The organism is Nakamurella alba, assembly GCF_009707545.1.
In the GTDB taxonomy this organism is placed as follows: domain Bacteria; phylum Actinomycetota; class Actinomycetes; order Mycobacteriales; family Nakamurellaceae; genus Nakamurella; species Nakamurella alba.
In genome coordinates, this window is the sequence record NZ_WLYK01000001.1 from 1018961 (window position 1) to 1044085 (window position 25125).

The 25125-nt window shown below is 70.8% G+C and carries 22 protein-coding genes; 13 read left to right on the forward strand and 9 right to left on the reverse strand.

Going from position 1 to position 25125, the window contains the following annotated elements; all coding sequences use genetic code 11:
- Positions 1-46: 46 nt before the first annotated feature.
- From GIS00_RS04495 to GIS00_RS04515, 5 genes are all read right to left on the reverse strand, one after another.
- A complete protein-coding gene (locus GIS00_RS04495) occupies positions 47-1063 on the reverse strand; it encodes a TIGR03842 family LLM class F420-dependent oxidoreductase (protein ID WP_322097495.1) in 1017 nt (338 codons plus the stop codon).
- 47 nt (positions 1064-1110) lie between these two features.
- Positions 1111-2529, reverse strand: coding sequence for a dihydropyrimidinase (hydA, locus tag GIS00_RS04500; RefSeq protein WP_154767104.1), 1419 nt, complete (start codon positions 2527-2529; stop codon positions 1111-1113).
- 162 nt (positions 2530-2691) lie between these two features.
- Entirely contained in the window at positions 2692-3747 is a 1056-nt protein-coding gene (locus GIS00_RS04505) for a 2OG-Fe(II) oxygenase family protein (protein WP_154767105.1), read from the reverse strand.
- A 38-nt stretch (positions 3748-3785) separates the two neighbouring features.
- The gene (locus tag GIS00_RS28805) at positions 3786-4739 is read right to left on the reverse strand and encodes an isopenicillin N synthase family dioxygenase (protein ID WP_154767106.1); all 954 of its coding nucleotides are present in this window, start codon (positions 4737-4739) and stop codon (positions 3786-3788) included.
- A 241-nt stretch (positions 4740-4980) separates the two neighbouring features.
- Positions 4981-6177 (reverse strand): serine hydrolase domain-containing protein, encoded by a 1197-nt coding sequence (locus tag GIS00_RS04515; RefSeq protein WP_154767107.1) that lies wholly within the window; start codon positions 6175-6177, stop codon positions 4981-4983.
- 56 nt (positions 6178-6233) lie between these two features.
- Between GIS00_RS04515 and GIS00_RS04520 the strand changes: the two genes are divergently transcribed.
- The 3 genes from GIS00_RS04520 to GIS00_RS04530 all read left to right on the forward strand — a co-directional run bounded on the left by GIS00_RS04520 (position 6234) and on the right by GIS00_RS04530 (position 9472).
- The gene (locus tag GIS00_RS04520) at positions 6234-7379 is read left to right on the forward strand and encodes a LacI family DNA-binding transcriptional regulator (protein WP_154767108.1); all 1146 of its coding nucleotides are present in this window, start codon (positions 6234-6236) and stop codon (positions 7377-7379) included.
- A 207-nt stretch (positions 7380-7586) separates the two neighbouring features.
- Positions 7587-8519 (forward strand): carbohydrate kinase family protein, encoded by a 933-nt coding sequence (locus GIS00_RS04525; RefSeq protein ID WP_154767109.1) that lies wholly within the window; start codon positions 7587-7589, stop codon positions 8517-8519.
- A gap of 14 nt (positions 8520-8533) precedes the next feature.
- Positions 8534-9472, forward strand: a complete 939-nt coding sequence (locus GIS00_RS04530) for a nucleoside hydrolase (RefSeq protein ID WP_154767110.1) — start codon at positions 8534-8536, stop codon at positions 9470-9472.
- 81 nt (positions 9473-9553) lie between these two features.
- Here GIS00_RS04530 and GIS00_RS04535 read toward each other — a convergent pair whose 3' ends face one another.
- Complete coding sequence (locus tag GIS00_RS04535; protein ID WP_322097496.1) at positions 9554-10366, reverse strand: class II aldolase/adducin family protein; 813 nt, start codon at positions 10364-10366, stop codon at positions 9554-9556.
- 379 nt (positions 10367-10745) lie between these two features.
- Between GIS00_RS04535 and GIS00_RS04540 the strand changes: the two genes are divergently transcribed.
- The 6 genes from GIS00_RS04540 (at position 10746) to GIS00_RS04565 (ending at position 18040) form a co-directional block, all read left to right on the forward strand.
- The gene (locus GIS00_RS04540; RefSeq protein WP_154767111.1) at positions 10746-11861 is read left to right on the forward strand and encodes a BMP family lipoprotein; all 1116 of its coding nucleotides are present in this window, start codon (positions 10746-10748) and stop codon (positions 11859-11861) included.
- 64 nt (positions 11862-11925) lie between these two features.
- Complete coding sequence (locus GIS00_RS04545) at positions 11926-13503, forward strand: ABC transporter ATP-binding protein (RefSeq protein WP_154767112.1); 1578 nt, start codon at positions 11926-11928, stop codon at positions 13501-13503.
- Complete coding sequence (locus tag GIS00_RS04550) at positions 13500-14822, forward strand: ABC transporter permease (protein WP_154767113.1); 1323 nt, start codon at positions 13500-13502, stop codon at positions 14820-14822. The genes GIS00_RS04545 and GIS00_RS04550 overlap by 4 nt, the downstream gene beginning before the upstream one ends.
- Positions 14819-16129, forward strand: coding sequence for an ABC transporter permease (locus tag GIS00_RS04555; RefSeq protein ID WP_154767114.1), 1311 nt, complete (start codon positions 14819-14821; stop codon positions 16127-16129). Before GIS00_RS04550 ends, GIS00_RS04555 begins: the two co-directional genes overlap by 4 nt.
- Positions 16130-16146: 17 nt before the next feature.
- Complete coding sequence (locus GIS00_RS04560; RefSeq protein ID WP_154767115.1) at positions 16147-17052, forward strand: NAD(P)-dependent oxidoreductase; 906 nt, start codon at positions 16147-16149, stop codon at positions 17050-17052.
- 76 nt (positions 17053-17128) lie between these two features.
- Positions 17129-18040, forward strand: coding sequence for a pseudouridine-5'-phosphate glycosidase (locus GIS00_RS04565; RefSeq protein WP_154767116.1), 912 nt, complete (start codon positions 17129-17131; stop codon positions 18038-18040).
- A 341-nt stretch (positions 18041-18381) separates the two neighbouring features.
- Here GIS00_RS04565 and GIS00_RS04570 read toward each other — a convergent pair whose 3' ends face one another.
- Complete coding sequence (locus GIS00_RS04570) at positions 18382-19644, reverse strand: alpha-hydroxy acid oxidase (RefSeq protein WP_154767117.1); 1263 nt, start codon at positions 19642-19644, stop codon at positions 18382-18384.
- 172 nt (positions 19645-19816) lie between these two features.
- On the opposite strand from GIS00_RS04570, the gene GIS00_RS04575 reads away from it, so the two are divergent.
- From GIS00_RS04575 to sigJ, 3 genes are all read left to right on the forward strand, one after another.
- Positions 19817-20251: a methyltransferase domain-containing protein gene (locus GIS00_RS04575; protein WP_154767118.1), complete on the forward strand. Its 435-nt coding sequence runs from the start codon at positions 19817-19819 to the stop codon at positions 20249-20251.
- A gap of 122 nt (positions 20252-20373) precedes the next feature.
- Positions 20374-21747 (forward strand): NAD(P)/FAD-dependent oxidoreductase, encoded by a 1374-nt coding sequence (locus GIS00_RS04580; protein ID WP_154767119.1) that lies wholly within the window; start codon positions 20374-20376, stop codon positions 21745-21747.
- Between the two features lie 20 nt (positions 21748-21767).
- Entirely contained in the window at positions 21768-22691 is a 924-nt protein-coding gene (gene sigJ, locus GIS00_RS04585) for an RNA polymerase sigma factor SigJ (protein ID WP_230312781.1), read from the forward strand.
- An 18-nt stretch (positions 22692-22709) separates the two neighbouring features.
- On the opposite strand, the gene GIS00_RS04590 is transcribed toward sigJ, so the two are convergent.
- On the reverse strand, positions 22710-23831 hold the full coding sequence (locus GIS00_RS04590) for an Ig-like domain-containing protein (protein ID WP_154767121.1): 1122 nt from the start codon (positions 23829-23831) through the stop codon (positions 22710-22712).
- 140 nt (positions 23832-23971) lie between these two features.
- On the opposite strand from GIS00_RS04590, the gene GIS00_RS04595 reads away from it, so the two are divergent.
- The gene (locus GIS00_RS04595) at positions 23972-24157 is read left to right on the forward strand and encodes a hypothetical protein (RefSeq protein ID WP_154767122.1); all 186 of its coding nucleotides are present in this window, start codon (positions 23972-23974) and stop codon (positions 24155-24157) included.
- A gap of 20 nt (positions 24158-24177) precedes the next feature.
- Here the strand turns inward: GIS00_RS04595 and GIS00_RS04600 are convergent, their stop codons facing one another.
- Positions 24178-25125, reverse strand: coding sequence for a sugar phosphate isomerase/epimerase family protein (locus GIS00_RS04600; RefSeq protein ID WP_154767123.1), 948 nt, complete (start codon positions 25123-25125; stop codon positions 24178-24180).

Sequence of the window (25125 nt, forward strand, 5' to 3'; positions counted from 1 at the left end):
GCGGGAACAACAACGAGGGCGACCCGGCGGAGGCCGCGAACGTAGGTCAGGCGACGGCTGCGGTGTGTTCGGCCATCGCCGGGATGATCCGTTCACCGTAGGCCTGCAGGGTGGCGTTCTTGCCGTCGTGCTGCAGGTACACGCCGAACTGGTCGACGCCGAGGGCCTGCAGCTCCTTCATCCGCTCGATGTGCCGGTCGATGTCACCGAGAACGCAGAAGCGTTCGACGATCTCGTCGGGCACGAAGTCGGTGGACGGGTTGCCGGCCAGGCCGTGGTGGTTGTAGTCGTAGCCCTGCCGGCCGGCGATGTAGTCGGTCAGCGCCCGGGGAACGGTGCCGTCCGTCCCGTACCGGGTGACCATGTCGGCGACGTGGTTGCCCACCATGCCGCCGAACCAGCGGCACTGCTCGAGCTGGTGCGCCAGGTCGGTCCCGACGTAGGCCGGCGCCGCGACGCAGATCTTCACGTCCATCGGGTCGCGCCCGGCGTCGGCGGCGGCGTTGCGGACCCGCTCGATCGTCCATTTCGCGATCTCCGGATCGGCGAGCTGCAGGATGAAGCCGTCGGCGTGCCGACCGGTCAGCTCCAACGCCTTGGGCCCGTACCCGGCCACCCACACGTCCAGCCGGGAGTTCGTCGCCCACGGCAGCCGCAGCTGCTTGCCCTGCCACTCGACCGCCCGCCCGTTGCCGAGCTCGCGGATCACCTCCACCGAGTCCCGCAGGGTGGCCAGCGTCGACGGCTGACCGGACAGCACCCGGACCGCGCTGTCGCCGCGGCCGATCCCGCAGATCGTGCGGTTGCCGTACATCGAGTTCAGCGTCGCGTAGGTGCTGGCGGTCACCGTCCAGTCCCGGGTCAGCGGGTTGGTGACCATCGGGCCGACGACGATGTTGCGCGTCGAGGCCAGGATCTGGCCGTGGATGACGTACGGCTCCTGCCAGAGGATGTGCGAGTCGAAGGTCCAGAAGTGGGAGAACCCGTAGGTCTCCGCACGGACGGCCAGGTCGACGACCCGGGAGGCCGGCGGGACGCACTGCATGACAACACCGAACTGCACGGGGAACCAGCTTTCGACGAGGGTGGGGGTCGGTCGGGTACCGGAGGTCAGACGAGGGTCTGGGCGAGACCCCTGGCCACGTAACGGCCGTCGCCGGGACGACCCAGGTAGTGGCCGTGGTCGACGACGACCTTCCCGCGGGACAGCACGGTCCGCACGGCACCGTCGACCTCGAAGCCCTCGTACGCGGAGTGGTCGAGATTCATGTGATGGGTGGCGTTGATGCCGATCGAGGTGTGCCCGGCCGGGTCGTAGATCACGATGTCGGCATCGCCACCGGGGGTGATCGCACCCTTGCGCGGGTACATCCCGAACATCCGGGCCGGGGTGGTGCAGCACAGTTCCACCCACCGCTCCATGGTGATCCGGCCGTCGACCACGCCCTGGTACATCAGGTCCATCCGGTGTTCGACGCCGCCGATCCCGTTGGGGATCTTCGAGAAATCGCCGAGCCCCATCTCCTTCTGATCCTTCATGCAGAACGGGCAGTGGTCCGTCGCGATGCCGGACACGTCGCCGGTCCGGATGAACCGCCACAGCGCGTCCTGGTGACCCTCGGCCCGGGAGCGCAGCGGGGTGGAGGCCACCCACTTCGCGCCCTCGAAACCCGGTGCGCCCAGCTGCTCCTCGAGACTGAGGTACAGGTACTGGGGGCAGGTCTCGGCGAACACGTTGGCGCCGTTCCCGCGCGCCCAGGCGATCTGTTCGAGCGCCTGCTTCGCCGACACGTGCACGACGTAGAGCGGTGCGCCCGTCACCTCGGCGAGCATGATCGCCCGGTGAGTGGCTTCCTCCTCCAACTGCCACGGGCGCGAGATCCCGTGGTAGATCGGGTCGGTCTCCCCGCGCGCCAGGTGCTCCTTGACGATCTCGTCGATGGCGATGCCGTTCTCGGCGTGCATCATCATCATCGCGCCGAGACCGGCGGCCCGCCGCATCGCCCGCAGGATCTTGCCGTCGTCGGAGTAGTAGACGCCGGGATAGGCCATGAACAGCTTGAAGCTGGTGACGCCCTCGGCCATGAGTTCACCCATGGCCGCGAGGGACTCGTCGTTCACGTCGCCGACGATCTGGTGGAAGCCGTAGTCGATCGCGCACACCCCGGCGGCCTTGTCCTGCCACAGCGCGAAGGTGTCCTGCAGCCGCTCGCCCGGGGTCTGGATCGCGAAGTCCACGATGGTCGTCGTGCCGCCGAAAGCCGCTGCCCGGGTACCGGTCTCGAAGGTGTCGGAAGCGGTGGTGCCACCGAACGGCATCTGCATGTGGGTGTGCGCGTCCACGCCGCCGGGGATCACGTAGGTCCCGGTGGCGTCGATCACCACGTCGGCGGTCGAGCGGAGATCGCCGAGTCGCTGCGAGCCGGGCTCGAGCAGGGCCACCACCCGCTCGTCCTCGACCAGCACGTCCAGCAGCTGCCGGCCGATGGCGGAGACGACGGTGCCGCCGGCGATGAGGGTGGTGGTCATGGGTGCGGTGGTCCTCCGGGCGGTCGGCTGCCCGACCGCGGGCGCGGCGCACCGGCGGTCGGGTGGAATCGGCGGTGAGAGGTGGTGCGGATGTGAGAAGTGCGGCGGTGCACCGCGATCCGGCCGGCTGGGACATCCGCCCGACCGGATCGCAGCAGGCGACTACTGCTGGTTCAACTTCTCCAGGTAGGCCTCGGTGGCGTCACCCGTCACCAGGTGCTTGCGTTCGGCGTAGGTCTTCTTGATGAAGCGCTGCTCCCAGTCGTAGACCGAGACCGGGTCGAACTGCGGGCCCTCGGAGCCGTAGGTGGTCTTCAGCGGCTCGATGACGGTGTCCACCGCCGGCAGGTGGAAGGTGGTCAGCGTGGTGCGGTGGCCCTCCGGGTCCTCGGAGGCGACGACGCGGTGCCGGGTGGCCGGCCACAGGCCGTTGGTCCACCGCATCATCAGCTCGCCCATGTTGATCACGAGCGCCTCGTCGATCACCGGGACCGGGAACCAGTTGCCCTCGAGATCGCGGATCTGCAGCCCTTCGTAGGTACCGCGCTGGTGCAGGATCGTCAGCGTCCCACCGTCGAAGTGCTCGTCGAAGATCACCGTCGGGTGCTCGGTGAGGGGCGCGTGCCGGGCCGGGTAGTAGTTGATCGAGCAGCTGGAGGCGTTCGGCTCGATCAGGGCATCGAAGTAGTCGTCCGGCAGGGACAGGGCGACGGCGAAGAGCTTCATCATCGACGCGCCGAGCTGCTGGGTCGCCTCGAACAGGTCGCGGACCGCCTCGTGATACCCGACGACCTCCTCGGGCCAGACGTTGGGGGAGAAGAAGTCCGAGTAGGCGGCCGGGACACCGGCGGCCTCGGCGTGCGCCGAGTTGTCGAAGTGGCTGGCGTGCATGCGCAGCGAGCGCACCTGACCGGCCTTGTCGATGTTGGTCGTCAGTCCGCGGTAGGGGTGGCCGACCGGCGACACCAGGCTGTCCCGGTAGTCCTGCGGCATCTGCGCCAGCTGGATCGACTTGGAGTACACGGCGTCCAGCTTCTCGATCGGGATGCCGTGCCCGACGATCTGGAAGAAGCCGGAGTGCACGGCCGCGGTGTTCACCTGCTCCGGCGCGGTCACCAGGTCGGTGCCGTCCAGGAACGAGGTGATGTCGATGACCGGGATCAGCGGGGTGCCGACCACCACGCCGTCGTCGGATGCGGGGGTCTCGTTGTCGCCCATGGGGTTTCCTTCCGTGGAACGGTGCAGCGTGGTGAGGTTCAGGCGGTGACGGTGCGGCGGAACTTGCCCATCAGGTGGGGGCCGGCGGTCACCGGTTCGTACTTCGGCGACTCACCCGGTTCCAGGCACGAGGGCAGGCAGCTCACGACGGCGTCCCAGTTGGCGTTGAAGAAGAACGGCACACTCTGCCGCCGGGCCGCGGCGGCTGCGCCGCCCACCGGGTTCACCACCCGGTGCAGGGTCGACTGCCAGCGGTCGTTCGTCCACCGGGCCATCAGATCACCGATGTTGATGACGTAGCCACCGGGCACGCTCGGCACGTCGACCCAGTTCTGCTCCTTGTCGACCACCTGCAGGCCACCCACCGCGTCCTGCCGCAGGATCGTGAGCAGGCCGTAGTCCGTGTGCGCGCCGGCCCGCTGCTGGCCGATCGCCAGCGGCTGGTCGGTCTCCGGGTAGTTGATCGCCCGCAGCGCGCTCGGCGCGTGGCTCATCATCGGGTCGAAGAAGTCGCGGGGGAGATCCAGGGCGAGGGCGAACAGCCGCATCAGCCGCTCGCTGAGCACGCTCATCTCGGCGTAGTAGTCGGCGCACACCTGCTGCAGCTCCGGCAGCGCATCCGGCCAGCGGTTCGGCTGGTACACCGACGCCTCGTCGGGATCGGACAGCTCGTGCGCCGGCGGCTGCATCGGCCCGAGGTTGATGCTCTCCTTCAGGTCGCCCGGGGTCGCGACGCCGAGGGACTTCGCCAGCGACTCGGCGCTGACCGGGATGTAGCCGTAGGGCTCGCCCGGCTCTGGGCGCAGCGCGAGCTTGTCCTCGTCCGGCAGGTCGAAGAAGGCGCGCAATGTGCTCCACAGCCGCTCCTCGACAGCGGGATCCACTCCGTGGCCGACGATCTGGAAGAAGCCCACCTCGGTGCAGACCTCGTCCAGCGCCCGGGCGAGGGTCTCGTCGTCCGAGGTCAGGTCGAGGATGGGAACGTAGGTCACAGTGGCCCTCTCAAGCTCTGGTGCCGCACCGGGGCGATCTTCGACCGGTGACGGACAAGGTCCGACGGGTGCAACGCCGGCCGCGAAGCCTGGCGTTATGCGTATAACTCGACGCTAGCCCGCGGAGGGACGGAAGGCAACGGTCGATGGCGAGATTCCGGGCGATCCGGTGGACCGAAACAGACCCGAAACAAGTTGGTGACGCACCGTTCCCGCCCGGCGAGCGGGCCGCTCCGGCCGCTCAGTCGACGATCGCCTGGTGGACCAGCTGCTGCAGCTTCGCCTCCCAGACGAAATTGGTCGCGGAGCGCACCGACATCAGGTAGGTGGCGGACAGGCCGGACTCCCGGTCGATGAAGAAGGTCCCACCGCCCAGACCGTTCCAGAAGTGCACGCCGCGCCGGGTCTGGATGCGCCGCGCCGGGGGATCGGTGACCACGGCGAAGCCGAGGCCGAACCCCAGGCCCGACAGGTCGTCCTCCAGCCCGCGGTGGGCGAAGGCGGCCAGGTCCACGCCGCCGGGGAGGTGGTTGGTGGTCGCGAAGCGCAGCGTCTCCGGGCCGATCAGCCACCGGTCGCCGACCCGGCCGCCGGCGGCCAGCATCAGCACGAACGCCTGGTAGTCCTCGATGGTCGTGTACAGGCCACCGCCGCCGGCCAGCAGGTTCGGCGGCGCGTCGACGGCCGGGCCGAAGATCGACATCGGCCGGTGCCCGCCGCCGGGCACCGCCTCGTAGAAGGTCGCCAACCGCCCCAGATCGGCACTGCGGACGGCGAACCCGGTGTCCGTCATGCCCAGCGGACCGAAGATCTCGGCCGCCAGGAACTCGTCCAGCGGACGGCCGGACACCACCTCGACCAGCCGGCCCAGCACGTCGACCGACATGGAGTAGTTCCAGGCGCTGCCCGGCTGGAACAGCAGGGGCAGGCCGGCCAGACGGCGGACGGACGTCGCCAGGTCCTCGGGGCCGTCCGGATCGCAGATGCGGTGCCGGTGGTAGGCCTCGGTGACCCCGTTCTGCCCCGACCACTCGTAGCCCAGTCCGGAGGTGTGGGTGAGCAGGTGCCAGGCGCTCAGCGGGTTCGTCATCGGCACGACGTCGGCGGGGTCGCCGGCGGCCGTCCGGCAGACCGGGGTGTGGGCGAACTCCGGCAGGTAGGTGGCGAGCGGGACCCGGATGTCGAGGTCGCCGCGTTCGTACAGCATCAGCGCCGCGACCGAGGTGATCGGCTTGGTCATCGAGAAGGCCCGGAACACCGTGTCCCGCTCGACGGGCAGCGACCGCTCGAGATCGCGCAGCCCGTCCTGGGTGTCGAGCACCACCTCGGTGCCCTGGTTGATCCGCAGCGCGTAGCCGGGCAGCAGGCCCTCGCCCACGGCGCGGGAGAAGGTCTCGGGCACGCGTCGCAGACGCGCGGGGTCCAGGCGGACGGACATCAGGGCAGCTCCCTGCTCTTCGGGTGAGGTGGCCGCAACGCGGCCCGGTGGGCGGAATGCTGGAACGGCGGAACGCTGGAACGGCGGAGTGCTGCAACATCGGAAAGGCCCGGCCGTATGCTGCCGGGGTGAAACGCGATCCGGGGAACCGCGACAACGGGGGTGCGGTGGCCGGGCGGGGCTCGCGGGTGAAGGCTACCGATGTCGCGAAACATGCGGGTGTGTCGATCGCGACAGTCTCCCTGGTGGCCAACGGCAAGGCGGAGGGGCGGGTCTCGGAGACCACCCGGCAGCGGGTCGAGTCCTCGATCCGCGAGCTCGGCTACGTGGTGAACCCGTCCGCGCGTTCGCTCGTCACCGGTCGGTACGGCCGGATCGCCTTGCTCGCGCACGATCTCACCAACCCGTTCATCGCCACCGTGGCCGCCGGTGTGGTCGAGGCGGCGCCGGCCGACCTGCAGGTGCTGCTGGGCGCCGGTGGCGCCGAGAGCGCCCCGCCGGATGTCGCGATGATCGCCTCGTTCGGCGTGGACGGGATGCTGCTGAACCTCGACGACGGCGAGTACGACCCGGAGCTGCTGGACTTCCCGGTGGTCGTCGTCGACGAGCACGAGCCGCGGGCCAACGCCTCCCGGGTGTACTTCGATCTCGCGCACGGGACGGCCATGCTGGCCGGGCATCTCGCCGAGCTCGGTCACCGGACGGTGGTGTACCTGGATTCGACACGGCCGCGGTCGACGTTCACCTCGCGCCGCACGCACTTCCGCAACCAGTTCCGCAAGGTGGCGGTCGAGGGGAAGGTGCTGCGGGTGCGGTCCGGGATCGACCTCAACGCCGCGGCCGAGGTGACCGCGAGGTCGGTCGACGACTGGCTGGCCCAGGGCGCCACGGCGATCGTCACCGCCACCGACGTGCAGGCCTACGGCGTGCTGGCCGGGCTGGCCGGCGCCGGCATCGACGTCCCCGGCCGGATGTCGGTCGCCTCGTTCGACAACAACCTGATGTCGATGATCACCCGACCCCCGCTGACCTCGGTGGACCTGTCGGCACGGGCGCTCGGCCGGGAGGCGGTCACGTTGCTGGTGGACGAGATCGCCCGCAACGGGCGGCCGGGGCGGTCCGTCCAGCTGCCCACCTCGCTGGTCGTCCGCGGGTCCACCGCGCCGGCCCCGCGCCGGAAGGTCCGGCAGTCCCGCCCCTGACAGCACCGCACCGTTCTGCTACGTTAACCGCATAATTACCTGCTGCGCCGGCGACACCCGCCGGGCCTGCGGCCTTCTCCACGGCACCACCTGCTCGTGTTCTACGGCACGTCCGCGCAGCCGCCGCTGCATGTCGACCGGGTACCGCACCCGCACCACCCATCACCGCTGATCCCCACCCGCTGATCCTGCCCACGGGAGGTTCTCGTGACCCGCTCCGCCGACCGGCGGCCGACCGCCCTGCTGACCTGCGTCGGCGATCTCGTCGAGGACATCGTCGTGCGCCGCACCGGGCCCTCCACGCCGGACACCGACAACCCCTCGTCGATCACCCGCGGTCCGGGCGGCAGCGCGGCCAACGTTGCCACCCTGGCCGCCGCGGAGGTGCCCACGAGGTTCATCGGCCGGGTCGGTGCGGACGCCGTGGGTCGCGATCTCGCGGACCGGTTGCGGGAGTCCGGGGTGGACGTGCAGGTGCAGACGGGCGGACGCACCGGCACCGTGGTGGTGATCGTGGACGAGGCCGCCGGGCGGACCATGTACCCGGACCGGGCCGCCGCTGCGGAACTCGCTGCCGTACCGGGCGACTGGGTGATCGACACCGGCATCCTGCACATCTCCGCCTACGCCCTGCAGACCCCCGACAGTGCTGACACCGTTTGCGATCTCGCCACCGCGGTTCGCCTGGGTGGCGGTCGGGTCTCGCTGGACGCCTCGTCCGCCGACCTCCTTGTGGCCCTCGGGTCGACGTTCACCGGCCTGCTGGACGTGCTGCGGCCGGACCTGGTGTTCGCCAACGAGGACGAGGCGGCGCTGCTGCCGGTCGCCGAGGTGACCGGGCGCGGCGGCTGCTACGTCGTCAAGAACGGCGCGGACCCGGTGTTCGTGCACGAGCCCGACGGCACGGTGCTGGAGATCCCGGTGCCGCCGGTCGCCCTGGTGCTGGACACCACCGGTGCAGGTGACGCGTTCGCCGCCGGATTCCTCACTTCCGTGCTGCAGGGCTCCGGGCACGTTGCCGCCGCAGAACGCGGTAACCATTGGGCAGCAGCGAGTCTCGGCGTCGCCGGCGCCGCCCGGGCCGTACCTCCCGTCGACCCCGCCCCCGCCAACCGGCACCCCGTCCACCAGTACAGCTGAGGAGCACACCCCTGATGGCCACCACGATCATCCTGGACTGCGATCCGGGGCACGACGACGCCTTCGCGATGCTGACCGCCTACGGGCACCCGGCGATCGACCTGGTGGCCGTGACCACCGTCTGCGGCAACCAGACCGTGGACCTGGTGACGCGGAACGCCTTGGCCGTGGGCGGTCTCGCCGGGATGACCGACGTGCTGTTCGCCCGGGGAGCCGAGCACCCACTGGTCCGCGAGCACCGGGCGGCGCCGGACATCCACGGCGACACCGGGCTCGACGGCCCGCCGCTGCCTGATCCCGGCGCGGTCACCCTCGACCCGAGGTCCGCCGACCAGCTGATCGTCGACCTGGTCATGGCCGCCGAGCCGGGGGAGATCACCCTGGTCGCCACCGCACCGTTGACCAACCTGGCCCTGGCGCTGCAGCGGGAACCGCTGATCGCCGAGCGGGTCGAGGGGGTGGCGATCATGGGCGGCGCCGTCGGCCAGGGCAACATCACGCCGTCCGCGGAGTTCAACATCCTGGTCGATCCGGAGGCCGCGGCGGCCGTCTTCGACGCCGGGTGGTCGGTGACCATGATGGGCCTGGAGGTGTCCCACCAGGCTCTCGCGACCCCCGAGATCCGCAGCCGGATCGCCGGTCTGGGCACCGATATCGGGGTGTTCGCGGACCAGATGCTCGAGTTCTTCCAGGCCCGCTACCTCGAGCACCAGGGATTCGAGTCGGCCCCGGTGCACGACCTGTGCCCGGTGGTCGGCCTCATCGACCCGACCATCTTCGAGTTCGTCCGCGGGCCCATCGCCGTCGAGACCGCCGGCCGGCTGACCGACGGGCGCACCGTGGTCGACCTGCGACTGCCCGCCGGTGACGACTGCCGGCACCGGGCCGGCGTGGGCCTCGACTTCGACCGCTTCTGGGACGTCGTGATCGACGCGCTGTCCCGGCTCGGCTGACCGCCCGTTCCCCTCTTGCCCTCCGCCCGACGTCCGGGCGGAGGGCAACGGCGTTCCGGAACGCCGTGACGCAAAGACTTCTCAGACCGGCCGGGATGCGGCGAGATCCGGCTGCTCGGCCATGATCCGCTCGTAGAGCGCGGAGAAGCACAGCTCCGCGTACTCGACGGTGTGCTGCGACGCGGTCAGTGCCGCCTCCTCGTGGGGGATGGGGGAGGCCTCGCCGGTGGCCAGCACCAGCAACTCGGACTGGAAACACCGTTCCATGGAGATGAACCACCAGACCGCCGCATCCAGCGAGGTGGCGGCGGTGAGATGCCCGTGGTTGGCCAGGATCAGCGCCCGATCCTCGCCCATGGTCTTGGCGATCCGGTCACCGTAACCGCGGTCCAGCACCACACCGCTGAACTCCTCGAACCTGCTGTGCCGGCCGTAGAACGCGCAGGAGTCCTGGGTGAGCGGCCGCAGTGTCCGGTCGAGCGCGGCGAAGGTCTTGGCGTGCAGGGCATGTGCGTGCGCCGCGCCGTCGACCTCGGGGCGCGCGTCGTGGATTGCGGAGTGGATGAAGAAGGCGGCCTTGTTCACCGGGCCGGAACCCTCCACCACGTCGCCGTACTGGTCCACCCGGACCAGGTCGGCCACGGTGACCCCGCCGAACCAGCGCCCGAACGGCGCGACCCAGAAGGTGTTCCGGTCCAACGGGTCCCGCACGGTGATGTGGCCGGCCGCACCCTCGTCGAAGCCGAACCGGGCGAACAGGCGGTAGGACGCGACCAGCTTGTGCTTGCGGACCGCCTGCTCGAACTGCAGGTCGGCCGCGGCGGGATCGGACACGGCGGGATCGGCCGCGGCGGGATCGGACACGGCGGGATCGGACACGGCGGAATCGGACACGATGAACTCCTCGGCAGGGGTGGACGGTGCCAGGAGCCCGGGGCCGGTCGGCCGCGCCGGGCCCGGATCGCACCGGGTGTCCGGGCATCGTACGTCCCCGGCACCGCCACCTGCACGCCGAGCGCGCGTGACGGGGCAGGAAACATGCTGGCAATCCACAGGTATCGCCGCGTTGATGTAGCAGGTCCCGGGTGTTTGCCTATTGTCAGAACCCCTCCGGTTCCCTAAGCTCCGTTATGCGAATAACGAATGGCCCGGCCGCCGCCCGCCCGACCTGATCGGGCCGCCGCCCTCCTTCGCGCTGCCTTTGCCACCCTCCTCATGGAAGCGAGACATCGTGTCAGATCTGCACTCTCGGTCCTCCCGGACAGGATTCCGGATGCTGGGCCGTGGTCGCGGCCTCGCCGGGATCCTGGCCACCGCCGTACTGCTGATCTCCGCGTGCGGGGACGGCGGGGTCACCGAGTCCACCACCACCGGCGCCGCCGCCGACTCGGCCGCCACTTCCGCCTCGTCCGCCGCCGGTTCCAGCGGCTCGGCGGCGGCCCCGGTCGACTACACCGGTTGCCTCATGGTCAGCAGCGTCGGTGTCGCCGACCGCTCGTTCAACCAGCAGGCGTGGGACGCCATGCAGCAGGCGCAGGACACCCTGGGCATCACGGTCAAGTACCTGGCCCAGTCCGGCTCGATCGACTACCCGCAGATGGGCGACCAGTTCGTCCAGGAGGGGTGTGACCTGATCGTCGGCATGGGCTTCAACACCACCGAGACGATCGAGCGGCTGGCCCCGGAGAACCCGGACACCGACTTCATCCTGATCGACGACGCGATCAGCTCGCCGCAGCCGAACGTGTCCTCGCTGCACTACCAGACCGACCAGGCCTCCTTCCTGGCCGGCTACCTGGCCGCCGGCATGTCCAAGACCGGCACCATCGGTGTCGTCGGCAACGTGTCGATCCCGCCGGTGGAGCTGTACATGGACGGCTACGTCAACGGCGTGAAGTACTACGCCGAGCAGAAGTCCGCCGACGTCAAGGCGATCGGCTGGGACACCGAGGCACGGACCGGCACCTTCGTCGGCAACTTCACCGACACCAACAAGGGCAAGCTGCTCGTCGAGTCAGAGATCCAGCAGGGCGCGGACATCGTGCTGGCGCTGATCGGTGGCGGCGCCGAGGCGATCCGCGCCGCCGGTGGTCCGGAGAAGGGCTACTACCTGTTCTGGCCGGACACCGACGGCTGCATCACCAACGAGGCCGACTGCGACCTGTTCCTGTCCTCCGTCCTGAAGAACATCCAGGTCAGCCTCTTCGACGTGGTCTCGCAGGCCGTGGCCGGCGATCTGCCGGACGGCGTGTACGAAGGCACGCTGGCCAACGAGGGCGTCGGGATCGCGCCGTTCCACGACGCCGACGCGGCCGTGCCGCAGGCGCTGAAGGACGAGCTCGTGAAGGTCCAGGCGGACATCGTCGCCGGGACGATCACCACCAGCTGATCCGGGGACGGGGTCCGGGCGCCGCGAGCGCCCGGACCCCGTCGTCGCAGAGAGGACCGCCGCCATGCCCGAGCACGTCCCGGCCGACGCAGCCCTGTCGACCGTCGCGCCGTCAGTCACTTCCGAACCGCATGTGCAACTCCGTGGGCTGAGCAAGAACTACGGCACCCTGCGTGCCAACGACGCGATCGACCTGTCGGTGCGCAAGGGCGAGATCCATGTGCTGGTCGGCGAGAACGGCGCCGGCAAGAGCACCTTGATGGGCATGCTGTCCGGCACGGTCCGCCCTGATGCCGGGCAGGTCGTCATCGCCGGCGAGGACGTGACCGGGTTCGACGCGCGCCAGGCCATCGCCGCCGGGGTGGGCATGGTGCACCAGCACTTCCGGCTGGTCGGTGCGTTCACCGTGGCCGAGAACATCGCACTGGGCGCGGAACCGGTCAACCGGCGCGGCATGCTCGACCGGGACGCCGCCCGGGCCAAGGCCCGCGAGGTGTCGGTCCGGTTCGGGCTCTCGCTGGACGCCGACGCGGTGGTCGAGGACATGTCGGTCGGCATGCAGCAGCGTGTCGAGATCGTCAAGACATTGACCCGTGACGCGGAGATCCTGATCTTCGACGAGCCGACCGCGGTGCTCACCGACGAGGAGTCGGCCTCGCTGTTCGAGGTGCTCCGCCGGTTGCGCGACGACGGTCGCGCCATCATCTTCATCACCCACAAGCTGCGCGAGGCACTGGCTCTCGCCGACACGGTGTCGGTGCTGCGCCGTGGCCGGCTGGTCGCCACCCGGGACCCCGCGGCGACAACGGTCGAGGAACTCGGCACCCTGATGGTCGGCCGTCAGGTGGTGGGTACCCGCCGCGAGCCGACCGTGATCCCTGACGACGCAGCGGTGCTGCTGGAGATCGACGATGTCTCGATGGGCAGCCGGACGCTGCACGGCATGCCGCTGCGCGAGCTGTCGATGCAGGTGCGGGCCGGCGAGGTGCTGGGGATCCTCGGCGTCGACGGCAACGGGCAGCACGAGATCGTCTCCGTGCTCACCGGTCTCGAGTCACCGGACACGGGCACCGTGCGGCTGTCCGGCACGGACATGACCGGCCGCGGTGGCCGAGCCTTCCTGGAGGCCGGGCTCGGGGTCATCCCCGCCGACCGACACCACGAGGGCCTGGTGCTGTCGATGCCGATCTCCCGGAACCTCGTGCTGGACCGGCGCAACGACCCGAGGTTCGTCGGCCGCGGCGGATTCTTCCTGCGCACCAAGGCGATCCGGGAGAACGCCCGGGCGATGATCGAGAAGTACGACATCCGCACGCAGTCGGCCGAACAGCCCGCGTCCAGCCTGTCCGGTGGCAACCAGCAGAAGGTGGTCATCGCCCGGGAGATGGAGCGGGACATCTCGGTGATGATCGCCGCCAACCCGGTCCGCGGGCTCGACGTCGGATCGATCGAGTTCGTGCACCGCCGGCTGCTGGAGCTCGCCGGCTCCGGCGCCGCGGTGGTGGTGGTGACCTCGGACATCGACGAGGCCATGGCCGTGTCCGACCGCATCGGCGTCGTCGTCGGCGGTCGGTTCACCGGGTTCGTGCAGGCGCCGTTCGACCGGGACGTCATCGGCATGCTGATGGGAGGCGAGAAGTGAGCACAGGAACCACTCCCGATGCCGCCACGGGCGCGGCCTCGCTGACGAAGCCTTCGCCCGCGGGCGAGGGCGGCACCGGTGCTCCGGCGCCGAAGGAGAACCCGGTCGGCCGGGCCGGCCGGGCGGTGTTCGCCTGGTTCGGCACGCGGCAGCTGCCGGTCATCGTGCTGCTGTCGGTGATCACCGGTCTGGTGATCTCCTCGGTGCTGGTGATCCTCACCTCCGAGCCGTTGCGGGTGGCCTGGGGCGGGTTCTTCCGCTACCCGGGCAACGCCCTGTCGAAGACCGGAGATCAGCTCGGCTCCTTCTATTCCGGCCTGTTCAAGGGGTCGATCGTCGATCCCACCGCGCTGGGCGCCGCCTTCTCCGACCCCAGCACGGCGAACTGGCGCAAGGCGCTGACTCCGTTCGCGAACACGATCACCGCTGCCGTACCGCTGGCGATCGCCGGTGTGGGGCTGTCCATCTGCTACCGGGCCGGCGCCTTCAACATCGGGTCGCACGCGCAGATCGTCGGTGGTGGCATCGGTGCCAGCTGGGTCGGGTTCAGCTGGCCGGACATGCCCTGGTTGCCGCACGTGCTACTTGCCTTCCTGGCGGCCGCGATCGGCGGCGCGATCTGCGGCCTGATCCCGGGTCTGCTGAAGGCCTGGACCGGCGCCAGCGAGGTGATCGTCACGATCATGCTGAACTACGTCCTGGCCAACTTCCTGATCTTCCTGCTGTCCTCGACCTTCTTCAAGGTGGAGGGTCGCGGCATCGACAACCCCATCGGCAAGACGACTGTCGAGTCCGCGTCGCTGACGTCGATGTTCCCCGCCTTCCCGGTGAACGCCGGGCTGGTGGTGGCGCTGCTGGTGGTGATCTTCGCGAGTCTGCTGCTGTCCCGCAGCCGGCTCGGCTTCGAGATGCAGATCGCCGGTGCGGGCACCCGGGCGGCGACGGTGGCCGGCATCAAGGGCAAGGCGGTGTTCGTGTCCGCGTTCGTGATCTCCGGGGCCGTGATCGGCCTGGCCGGCGGTGTCCAGGTGCTGGGCGTCTCGCACCAGCTGGCCATCGGCTTCGGCACCGACATCGGCACCATCGCCATCCTTGTCGCGTTCGTCGGCAACATCTCACCCTGGGGTGCCGCGGCCGCGGCCCTGCTCTACGGCGCGCTGCAGGCAGGTGGCATCTCCGCCCAGCTCGCCTCCGGCGTCAGCTACCAGCTGACCGGCGTGATGCAGGCACTCATCGTCATGTTCGTGACCGCGCCGGCGCTGATCGCCGCGATCTACCGGCTGCGACTGCGCACCAGCTTTCTCGGAGGTGTTCGATGACCGCGATCGACGACGGACACGTCGGGACCTCCGACGAAGCGGACCGGGACGTCGCCGCCCGGTCGCTGACCGCCCGGCTGGACCGGCAGTCCCGGCGCAAGACCGCCTGGTTCTGTGCGGTGCTCGGGATCGGCGTGCTGGTCCTGGGTTTCACCGCAGGAGGGCTGTCCACCCGGCTCGCCGTCGGCAACGGGTCGGTCAACTCGCTGCCGATCGGTGCGCCGGTCTGGGTGTTCGGGGTGGTCGCCGGGCTGGTCTGCCTGGTCTCGGCCGTGGTGGTCTTCCGCCAGGACGGCACCGGAGGCCGTCGCGCCGGGCGGCTGCGCGGTGGGCTGCTGGCCCTGTCCGTGTTCGCCGCGATCGTCGGCGTGGTGGCCTGGGCCGCCCGCGGCGAACAGGCCTCGCTCAGCGGCATCCTCGCCCTCAGTGTCACCGCCTCGATCCCGATCATCCTGGGCTCGACCTCCGGCGTGCTGGCCGAGCGGGCCGGCACGTTCAACATCGCCATCGAAGGTCAGATGCTGATCGGCGCCTTCCTGTCGGCCCTGGTGTCCTCGATCACCGGCAGCGCCTGGATCGGCGTGGCCACCGCGATTCTCGGCGGTCTCGCCTGGGGATGCCTGCTCGGCGTCCTGACCATCCGGTACGCCGTGTCGCAGGTGGTCGCCGGGTTCGTGCTGGTCGGTCTCGCCGCCGGGCTCACCGCGTTCCTCACCGAGCAGGTGATGGTGCCGGACCTGGCGACCTTCAACTCCCCGGAGACCCTGGGCACGCTGACCATCCCGCTGTTGTCGGACATCCCGGTGATCGGGCCGGCGCTGTTCCGGCAGAGCCCGCTGTTCTACGTCGCGGTGCTCATCGCCGTCGTCACCCAGATCGTGCTGTACCGGACCCGGACCGGGCTGCGCATCCGTGCGGTCGGCGAGAACCCGGCCGCCGTCGAGAGTTCCGGCGTACAGCCGCGCCGGATCCGGTTCTGGGCCACCGCCGCCTCCGGTGCCATCGGTGGCGTCGGCGGGGCCGCCTTCACCGTCGGCTCGGCCGGTCAGTTCGTGGCGGGCATGAGCTCGGGGCTCGGGTTCGTCGCACTGGCCGCGGTCATCCTCGGGTCCTGGCGGGTGCCGCAGGCGGCCGCGTCGGCGCTGCTCTTCGGTTTCGCCACGTCGATCTCGGGCGTGTTCGGCCTGCTGAAGGTCGACATTCCGCCGGCCCTGATGCTCACGGCGCCGTACGTGATCACCATCCTGGTGGTGTCCGGCGTCGTCGCGAAGGGCAAGGGCCCGGCCGCCGCCGGTGGTTCGATCTGAGCCCGACACTCGTCGCGGTGCCGGACATCGCCATGCTCGAGAGGATCGCTGCCGGATCACCCGCCGGTACGACACTCATCCCGTGGGACTGGCGCACCGCGCCGGCGCCCGACCGGATCGCCGACATCGAGCTGCTGGTCTCGGACTTCAGCGTCGCCGGTCCGGGCCCGGAGCTCTACGCCCGGATGCCGGGCCTGACCCACGTCCAACTGTGCTCCTCCGGGTACGAGGGCTGGGTGCGGGACCTGCCGGCCACGGTCGGGTTGAGCACCGGTCGCGGCCTGCACGGCGCGTCGACGGCCGAGGCGGCGCTGGCCGGGGTGCTGTCGCTGCTGCGCCGCATTCCGGACGCCGTCGCGCAGCAGCAGCGCCAGATCTGGGACCCGTTGGATGTCAACGTACTCGGCGGTCGCCGGGTCACGGTGGTGGGTGCCGGCGACATCGGCCGCCGGCTGCGCACCGTGCTGGAGGCGCTGGGCTGCCCGGTCACCACCGTCGGCCGCAGCGCGCGGGACGGTGTGGCCCCGTCGACGGACCTGCCGGAGTTGGCCCGGACCACGGATGTGCTGGTGCTGGCGGTCCCGCTGGACGACAGCACCAGGGGGCTGGTCGATGCCCGGGTGCTGGCCGCGCTGCCGGCCGGCGCCGTCGTGGCCAACGTCGCGCGCGGGGCCGTGGTCGACACCGATGCGCTCGCCGCACATGTCAGCGCCGGGCGGGTCTCGGCCTATCTCGACGTCACCGACCCCGAACCACTGCCGGCCGGCCATCCGCTGTGGACCTGCCCGCAGGTGCTGATCACCCCGCACACCGGCGGCGGCGCGATCGACTGGCGGGAGCGGTACGCCGACCTGGTCCGCGACCAGCTCGACCGGCATGCGCGCGGACTGCCGCTGCTGCACACGGTCGGCACTCCCGGCTGACCCACATCCCGGAACCGGCCCGGTTCCACGGATCACCTTCCGCCCGTCCGGGCGGACCGAACGAAGGCGAACGACGTTGCCCCCCACCCTGTTGATCTCCGATCCGGTTGCCGCTGCCCTGGCGGAGAACCGCCCGGTCGTCGCGCTCGAGTCGACGATCTTCACCCACGGCCTGCCGCAGCCGCGCAACCTCGAGGTGGCGCTGGAGGCGGAGGACCAGCTCCGGTCCGCCGGCGTCGAACCGGCCACCATCGGCGTTGTCGACGGGGTCCCGGTCGTGGGGCTGTCCACCGACGAGATCGTCCGGCTGGCAGCGGCCCCGGACAACCTCAAGATCAGCATCCGTGACCTGCCGGTGGCCCGGGCGACCGGCCGCAGCGGCGGCACCACGGTGGCCGCCACCGCCCTGTTGGCCCACCGCGCCGGGGTGAAGGTGTTCTCCACCGGCGGGCTGGGCGGTGTGCACCGCGGTGCCTCCGAGACCTTCGACGAGTCCGCGGATCTCGTGGCGCTGTCGGTGACCCCGATCGTCGTGGTGAGCGCCGGGGTGAAGTCCATCCTCGACGTCGGCGCGACCCTGGAGCGTCTGGAGACGCTGAACATCACCGTGCTCGGCTACCGCACCACCACCTTCCCCGGCTTCTACGTGCGCGACTCCGGCTTCGAGATCGGTTTCCGGGTCGACGATCCCGCCGAGGTGGCTGCGGTCGCGTCCGCCCGTGACGAGCTCGGGCTGGACTCGGCGGTGCTCGTCGCCAACCCGATCTCCGAGGAGCTGCAGCTCGACCCGCAGGTGCACGCCGAGGTGCTGGCCCAGGCGATCGCCGGTGCGGAGGCGGCCGGCATCACCGGCAACGCCACCACGCCCTACCTGCTCGACCACATCCAGCGGGTCACCGGCGGCCGCAGCCTCGACGTGAACGTCGACGTCTACCGCGGCAACGTCGGGCTGGGCGGCGAGATCGCGGCGGCGCTGGCCAAGGGCTGAGCGCCCCGCGCTCCCGAATCCGTTCGTGTGGTGCGCCGAGGTGGGTACCGCACGGCCGGTGCAGTGCCAGATCGGACTCTTTCCCGCGTGAGCGGGAAGGGGTCCGGGATCTGTCGTGCAGTTGTCGGAGTCACACTCGGCCGCCGACCCGGCCTGCCGAGCTGTGTCGCGCACCTGGGTACGCCGCCACGCAGAATGGACCGAAACCATTGCGTGGCGACGGTTTCGGTCCCCGATCCGTGGGGCCGGGTGGGGAATTCGTCTCCCGGACCTCCGGCCCGTAGGAATCGGACTGCTTCCTGCGTGAGCGGGGAAGGGTTCGGGAGCGCCGGCGCATGGAGCTAGCGGGGGAGGTCCTCCGCAGGCGCCTCGAAGCGACCCAGCCGGTGCAGCTGGGTGACGTGAGCCGGTGTCAGCTCCGCGACCTCCGACACCTGCAGCAGCTGCATGGTGCGGATGACCTGGTCGGTGAGTATCTGGATGGTCCGGTCGACCCCGGCGCGGCCACCGGCCATCAGGCCGTACAGGTACGCCCGCCCGATGAGGGTGAACTTCGCGCCCAGCGCGATGCTCGCCACGACGTCGGCGCCGTTCATGATCCCGGTGTCGACCACCACCTCGACATCGGCCCCGACCTCGCGGACCACCGAGGGCAGCAGGTGGAAGGGGACCGGTGCCCGGTCGAGCTGACGTCCGCCGTGGTTGGACAGCACGATGCCGTCGACACCGAGATCGGCCAGCCGGCGGGAGTCCTCGACGTTCTGCACGCCCTTGACCACCAGCTTGCCGGGCCAGATCGATCGGATCACGTCGAGGTCGTCGAAGGAGATCGTCGGGTCCATCGCCGAGTTGAGCAGCTCGCCGACGGTGCCGCCGGTCGAGGACAGCGACGCGAACTCGAGCTTCGGAGTGGTCAGGAAGTCCCACCACCACCAGGGCCGCGGGATCGCGTTGACGATGGTGCGCGCGGTCAGCTGCGGCGGGATGGAGAAGCCGTTCCGCTTGTCCCGCAGCCGGGCGCCGGCCACCGGGGTGTCGACGGTGAAGAACAGGGTGTCGAAACCTGCCTTCGCGGCCCGCTCGACCAGACCGAACGAGATCTCCCGCTGGCGCATGACGTACAGCTGGAACCAGTTGCGCCCCAGCGGGTTCGCTGCCTTGACGTCCTCGATGGACGTGGTGCCCAGGGTGGAGAGGGTGAACGGGATGCCGGCGGCGGCCGCTGCGCCCGCGCCGGCGATCTCGCCCTCGGTGTGCATCAGCCGGGTGAAACCCGTCGGCGCGATGCCGAAGGGCAGCGCCGACGGGCCGCCGAACACGGTGGTGGAGGTGTCCACCTTGGACACGTCGCGCAGGATCGACGGGTGGAACTCCACGTCCTCGAACGCCTGGCGTGCCCGGGCCAGTGACAGCTCGCCGTCGGCGGCGCCGTCGGTGTAGTCGAACGCTGCGCGCGGGGTCCGGCGCTTGGCGATCCGCCGCAGGTCCTCGATGGTGAGCGCCGCTGCCAGCCGGCGCTTCGTGCCGTTGAGCTCGGGCTTCTTGAACGACAGCAGCTCGGCGAAGTCCGACGGCTTGGGCATCTGCCGCTTCACGTTCGACATGGGTGACGTCTCCGGTCGTCGGTGCCGCGCGGCAGCTGGGCACGGCGGCGCCGTGCCGACCGCACCGGCCCCGCGCGCACCCGGCCGGCTGTGGTCGGACCACAGGGTAGCAGCTGTGGTCCGACCACAAGAGGGTGGTGCGCGGCGTACCGGGAACCGGCAGGCTGGGCAGATGACGGACACGCGCCGACTGTCGCCACGGCTGCTGGCGATCGTCGACCAACTCCCGTTGCGCCCGGGGCTCAAGGTGCTGGAGATCGGCGGCGGCACCGGCGCTGCGGCCTGCGCGGTCGCGCGCCGGGTGGCGCCAGGCGGACGTGTTCTGATGATCGACCGGTCGGAGAAGTCGTTGGCGATCGCCCGGCGGACCGGGGCGGACGTGATCTCGGACGGCCTGCTCGAGGTGCGAATGGCGGCGGTGGAGGAGTTCGTCCCGGAGCCCGCGGACCGGCCGTTCGAGCTGGCCTTCGCGATCCGGGTCGGCGTGCTCGACGGACGGCATCCGCAGGCGGGCACGGCAGCCCTCGACCGACTCCGGGCCGCTGCGGCCCCGGGGGCGCGACTGGCCGTGTGCGGTGACGGACCGCTGCGCTGGCTCGATCTCTGACCCCGGCCGGCATCGACGTATCGCGGGTCACAGCCCGTCGCCCTCACACCGGCGACCGGTGTCCGGTCGGAGGGGTGGCGGCCGGGAACGACCCGGTCGGCGCTGGACCGGAGGTGCGAACGATGCGGGAGATCGTGATCGTCGGTGGCGGCTATGCCGGCTTCTACACGGCATGGGGGCTGGAGCGCCGGTTGCGGCGCGGCGAGGCCCGGGTCACCGTCGTGGACCCGTTGCCCTACATGACCTATCAGCCGTTCCTGCCCGAGGTGCTGGCCGGTTCGGTCGAGGCCAGACACGCCGTCGTCCCGCTGCGCCGACATCTGCGGCGCACCCGGTTGCTCGCCGGCTACGTGACCCGGATCGACCACGCCCGGCGGCTGCTCACCGTCCGGTTGCCCGACGGGACGTCCACCGAGCTTCCCTACGACGACGTGGTGGTGACCGCCGGCGCGATCACCCGGTCGTTCCCGGTGCCGGGCGTGCCGGAGCAGGCGATCGGACTCAAGTACGTGGAAGAAGCGGTCGCCGTCCGGGACCACCTGCTCGGCAGCCTGGACCGGGCTGCGGCACTGCCGCCCGGTCCGGAGCGGCGCCGGCTGCTGACGGTGACGGTCGTCGGCGGCGGATTCGCCGGGGTCGAGGCGTTCGGCGAGGCGCTCTCGCTGTTGACCGACCAGGCACTCCGGTACCCCGAACTGGACCCGGGAGAGATCGAGCTGCACCTGGTGGAGGCATCCGGCCGGGTCCTGCCCGAGGTGGGGGAGCGCACCGGCCGCTGGGTGGTCCGCGAGCTGCAGGGTCGCGGCGGGCGGATCCACCTCCGGACCACCGTGACCTCCGCGGTCGATGGTCACATCGTGCTGTCCGACGGACAGGAGTACGACAGCGGACTGCTGCTCTGGACCGCAGGGCTGGCGGCCAACCCGGTGATCGCCCGGCACACCGATCTCCCGCTCGACGGTCGCGGCCTGGTCGTGGTCCGGCCCGATCTGCGGGTGGGAACGGCAGGCGAGCCGGTCGACGGTGCGTGGGCCGCCGGGGACGACGCCGCGGTCCCGGACCTGGCGCGCGGGGCCGGTACCTTCACGGTGCCGAATGCGCAGCACGCCGTCCGTCAGGGCCGACTGCTGGCGGGAAACATCATCCGTTCGTTGCGTGGCCACCCGCTGCAGGACTACCGCCACCGCAGTCTGGGAGCAGTGGCCACCCTCGGGTTGGGACGTGGCGTCTTCCAATGGGGCCCGCTGGTGGTGAAGGGCTTCCCGGCCTGGCTGATGCACCGCGGCTACCACGTGCTCGCGGTGCCCGGCTGGGAGCGCAAGATCCGGGTCGCGGCCGGTTGGCTGACCGCGTTGCTGCTCGGTCGGGACACGGCGTCGCTGGAAGCGGTGCAGCACCCCCGCCACGGCTTCGTCCACGCCGGAGAACCCTGGCCGGCCGCCTCGGTGAGCGCTGCGCTGCACTCGCTGCCCGACCCGGCCGACCGCACCGCATGACCCGGCAGGAGGATGCAGCGATGCCCGACGACCTGCAGGACGAGTCGCTGTCCGACCTGTTCGACGAACGATCCAGGTTGCTGGCGATGGCCTTCCGCATCCTCGGCAGTCGGGCGGACGCGGAGGACGCGGTGCAGGACACCTACGCGCGCTGGTACCGGATGACCGACGAGGAGCGCGCTGCGGTCCGGGTACCGGCGGCCTGGTTGACCACCGCGTTGGGCCGGGTGTCGCTGAACATGCTCGGGTCCGCCCGCCACCGGCGCGAGCAGTACGTGGGTCAGTGGCTGCCGGAACCGACGGCCGCCCGCGGCGCCGGACCGGGCACGGTCGCCGGCGCCCCCGGTCCCGTGGATCCGGCCGACCGGGTCACCCTCGACGACGAGGTGTCGATGGCGCTGATGGTCGTCCTGGAGTCGCTGACCCCCGCCGAGCGCGTGGTGTTCGTGCTGCACGACGTCTTCCGGCTGCCGTTCGACGAGATCGCCGGCATCGTCGGTCGCACCACCCAGGCCTGCCGCACCCTCGCCTCCTCCGCCCGGCGGCACATCGCCGACCGCCGGTCCGGCGACGCCGATCCCGAGCAGCAACGCCGGGTCGTCGGATCGTTCTGGGCTGCTGCCCGCTCCGGCGACCTGGCGGCCCTGGTCGGGCTGCTCGATCCCCACGCGACCGCGACCAGCGACGGTGGTGGTCACGTGCGGGCGGCACTGCGGGTGGTCGCCGGCGCGGACCGCGTCGCCAGGTTCCTCCTCGGTGCCCTCGGCAAGTCGGACGACCTCGTCGCGGAGCTCGAGAACGACGGTGCGGAACCACAACTCGTCATCCGACGCGGCGACATGGTGGTCGGGGTCGGAAGCTTCCACGTCGTCGGCGAGCGGGTGGCGGACATCTGGTTGGTGCTCAACCCGGAGAAGTTGCGGACCTGGAACCCCGAATCCTGAGCCGGTCCTGAACGGGTCTCAGGGACCGGTGACCGAGAGGACGACCCGTTGCAGGTCGGAGAACTGCAGACCGTCGTAGGCGCGGTAGAACCAGACGACGGTGCCCGGGGCATCGGCAGGGGCGCGGTAGGTGACGTCCTTCCAGTAGGTGGTGCCGTCGCTGCGGTCGTAGGGGTCCTGGCTGGTTGTGATCGTGCCCTGACCGGGCCGGATCCAGAACGACAGCGCATCGTGATCGGCGTCGGTGGCGACCAGCGAGAGGTCCACCGTGCCACCGCGCACCACGGTCGCCGACACCTGCCGGGCCACCGGCGCACTGTTCGTCGCGGTGAACCCGCCGGCGGTCACGGTCGGGGAGCTCTGGAAGTCCTGACTCGCGATGCGCACCACGGCCGTCAGACCGGCCGCCACCCGCGGAACGACAGTCACGTCGGCGAACTTCCCCAGCACCACCACACCGGGACCGGCCGGCACGGTCGACGGAGCGAAACCGCCTCTGGTGGCGAAGGTCCCGCCCAGCGTGGAGTGGCCGCGCAGCGCGGTCACCGGGACCGTGGCGTGGTTGATCCCGCACACCAATACGGTGGCGCTGCGCCCCGCGTGCGCCGACCGTGTCGACGGTGGGCAGGACTTCCCCGGGGATCCACCGACGGCCACTCCGACGCTGCTGATCTGGAGGGAGTAGGCCCTCGTCGTCAGGCCGGAGCCGGCGGGCGTGACCACGGTCCACGGCCCGGACCCGTTGCGCACCAGCGTGTACAGGCCGCCCAGCAGGTCCCGGGAACCGGTCGGGCTGCCGAAGTCCAACCGGAACCGGCCGACCGCGCCGGCCGCCAATCCGGTCGAGGACGTGGTGAACCGGCAGGTCTGCGCGGCGGCCGACCGGGTCCAGCCGGCCGGGGCGCCCACACACGCCCTCAACGGCCATCCGGTGGGTGCAGCGATCGAGACCGACGTGATGGCAACGCTTCCGGTGTTCCGGATGTCGACGTACCGAGGCGTGCCCACCCGGTCGCCCAGGTACTGCGACGGGCCGGACACCGTCCCGGTGGCAGTCGCGGCGGCGACGGCACCCGCGGCCGGGAACGCGGTCAACAGCGGAACCAGCAGGACGATGATGCACAGCAGCGCACGACGCATCGGGTCACCTCCCGGACGACACCGGCGGACCGTCCACCGGCCGACGGCACCGGACCGGGTCGGCCGCGATGCCGATGGAGATGTCGTCCTCGTCGACGACGCCGTTACCGTTCCGGCGCGGTCGCCGCCCGCATCGCGGTGTGCAGCAGCTGCAGGTCGCGGGTCAGCGGGTCCGGGCCGGTGTCCGCGCCGAGCAGACGACCCGGTGCGCCGTCCGCCCGCTTCTGATGGGCGGGATGGGTCGCGTCTTCGACATCGCCCACATCCGGGAAGCGCACGCCGTTCTCGAGCAGGGCACCGGCGGGAAGATCGTGGTCACCACCTGATCCGCCGGACGACCGATGCCTCAGCCGACCCGGGCGGCCATCGCCTCCTGCAGGGTGCGGACCGCCAGGGTCACCGACTCGCTCTGGCCCAGGGTGTAGTCCTCGTTCTCGATCGACAGCGGACCGTCGTACCCGGCCGCGGCGAGCGCGTCGACGAACGCGGACCAGAAGACCACGCCGTCGGGGTGCCCGGTACCGACGGCCACGTAGTTCCACGCCCGCTCACCGGTGCGCTCGTTCGGGATGGTCTCCAGGTGCGAGGTGACGGCAGCGGCCGCCTCGATCCGGGTGTCCTTGGCGTGCACGTGGTGGATCGCGCCGCCCAACGCACCGATGGCGGCGATCGGGTCGGCGCCCATCCACCACAGGTGACTGGGATCGAAGTTCACGCCGACGACGTCGCCCACCGCCCGGCGCAGCCGCAACAACGCCGGCACGTTGTACACCAACTGGTTCGCGTGCATCTCCACCGCGATCCGCACACCGCGGCGGGCGGCCTCGGCGGCGATCCCGCCCCAGAAGTCCTCCGCCACTGTCCACTGGTGTTCCAGCAGCTCCAGGTTCTCCGGCGGCCAGACCGTGGTGATCCAGGCCGGGAAGGTGTCGCCGGGCTTCGCGGGCAGGCCCGACATCGTCACCACCGTATCGATGCCGAACTCCTCGGCGAGCTGCAGCGCTCCGCGCAACACCGCCGCGTCCCGCTTCCCGTGCACCGGGTGCAGCGGGTTCCCGGAGGCGTTCAACGCCTCGAGGCGCAGTCCCCTGGACTCGATGTCGGACCGCAGCCCCGACCGGGCGCCGGCATCGGCCAGCAGGTCGGCCAGGTCCGCGTGCGGCGCCGGCGACCAGCCGCCGTGCGTCCCGCCCAGGCCGACCTCGACGGTCTCCACGCCCAGTTCCGCGGCGAGATCCAGCGCGGCGGTGCGGGTCAGCCCGGACAGGCTGTCGGTGAGCAGTCCGATCTGCAT

What these genes read in the sequence shown, in the direction of transcription:
- hydA (WP_154767104.1), bottom strand. Translation starts at nt 2,529, where the DNA reads ATGACCACCACCCTCATCGCCGGCGGCACCGTCGTCTCCGCCATCGGC.
- GIS00_RS04505 (WP_154767105.1), bottom strand. Translation starts at nt 3,747, where the DNA reads ATGGGCGACAACGAGACCCCCGCATCCGACGACGGCGTGGTGGTCGGC.
- GIS00_RS04515 (WP_154767107.1), bottom strand. Translation starts at nt 6,177, where the DNA reads ATGTCCGTCCGCCTGGACCCCGCGCGTCTGCGACGCGTGCCCGAGACC.
- GIS00_RS04520 (WP_154767108.1), top strand. Translation starts at nt 6,234, where the DNA reads ATGCTGGAACGGCGGAACGCTGGAACGGCGGAGTGCTGCAACATCGGA.
- GIS00_RS04530 (WP_154767110.1), top strand. Translation starts at nt 8,534, where the DNA reads ATGGCCACCACGATCATCCTGGACTGCGATCCGGGGCACGACGACGCC.
- GIS00_RS04540 (WP_154767111.1), top strand. Translation starts at nt 10,746, where the DNA reads ATGCTGGGCCGTGGTCGCGGCCTCGCCGGGATCCTGGCCACCGCCGTA.
- GIS00_RS04545 (WP_154767112.1), top strand. Translation starts at nt 11,926, where the DNA reads ATGCCCGAGCACGTCCCGGCCGACGCAGCCCTGTCGACCGTCGCGCCG.
- GIS00_RS04555 (WP_154767114.1), top strand. Translation starts at nt 14,819, where the DNA reads ATGACCGCGATCGACGACGGACACGTCGGGACCTCCGACGAAGCGGAC.
- GIS00_RS04570 (WP_154767117.1), bottom strand. Translation starts at nt 19,644, where the DNA reads ATGTCGAACGTGAAGCGGCAGATGCCCAAGCCGTCGGACTTCGCCGAG.
- GIS00_RS04575 (WP_154767118.1), top strand. Translation starts at nt 19,817, where the DNA reads ATGACGGACACGCGCCGACTGTCGCCACGGCTGCTGGCGATCGTCGAC.
- GIS00_RS04580 (WP_154767119.1), top strand. Translation starts at nt 20,374, where the DNA reads ATGCGGGAGATCGTGATCGTCGGTGGCGGCTATGCCGGCTTCTACACG.
- sigJ (WP_230312781.1), top strand. Translation starts at nt 21,768, where the DNA reads ATGCCCGACGACCTGCAGGACGAGTCGCTGTCCGACCTGTTCGACGAA.
- GIS00_RS04590 (WP_154767121.1), bottom strand. Translation starts at nt 23,831, where the DNA reads ATGCGTCGTGCGCTGCTGTGCATCATCGTCCTGCTGGTTCCGCTGTTG.
- GIS00_RS04600 (WP_154767123.1), bottom strand. Translation starts at nt 25,125, where the DNA reads ATGCAGATCGGACTGCTCACCGACAGCCTGTCCGGGCTGACCCGCACC.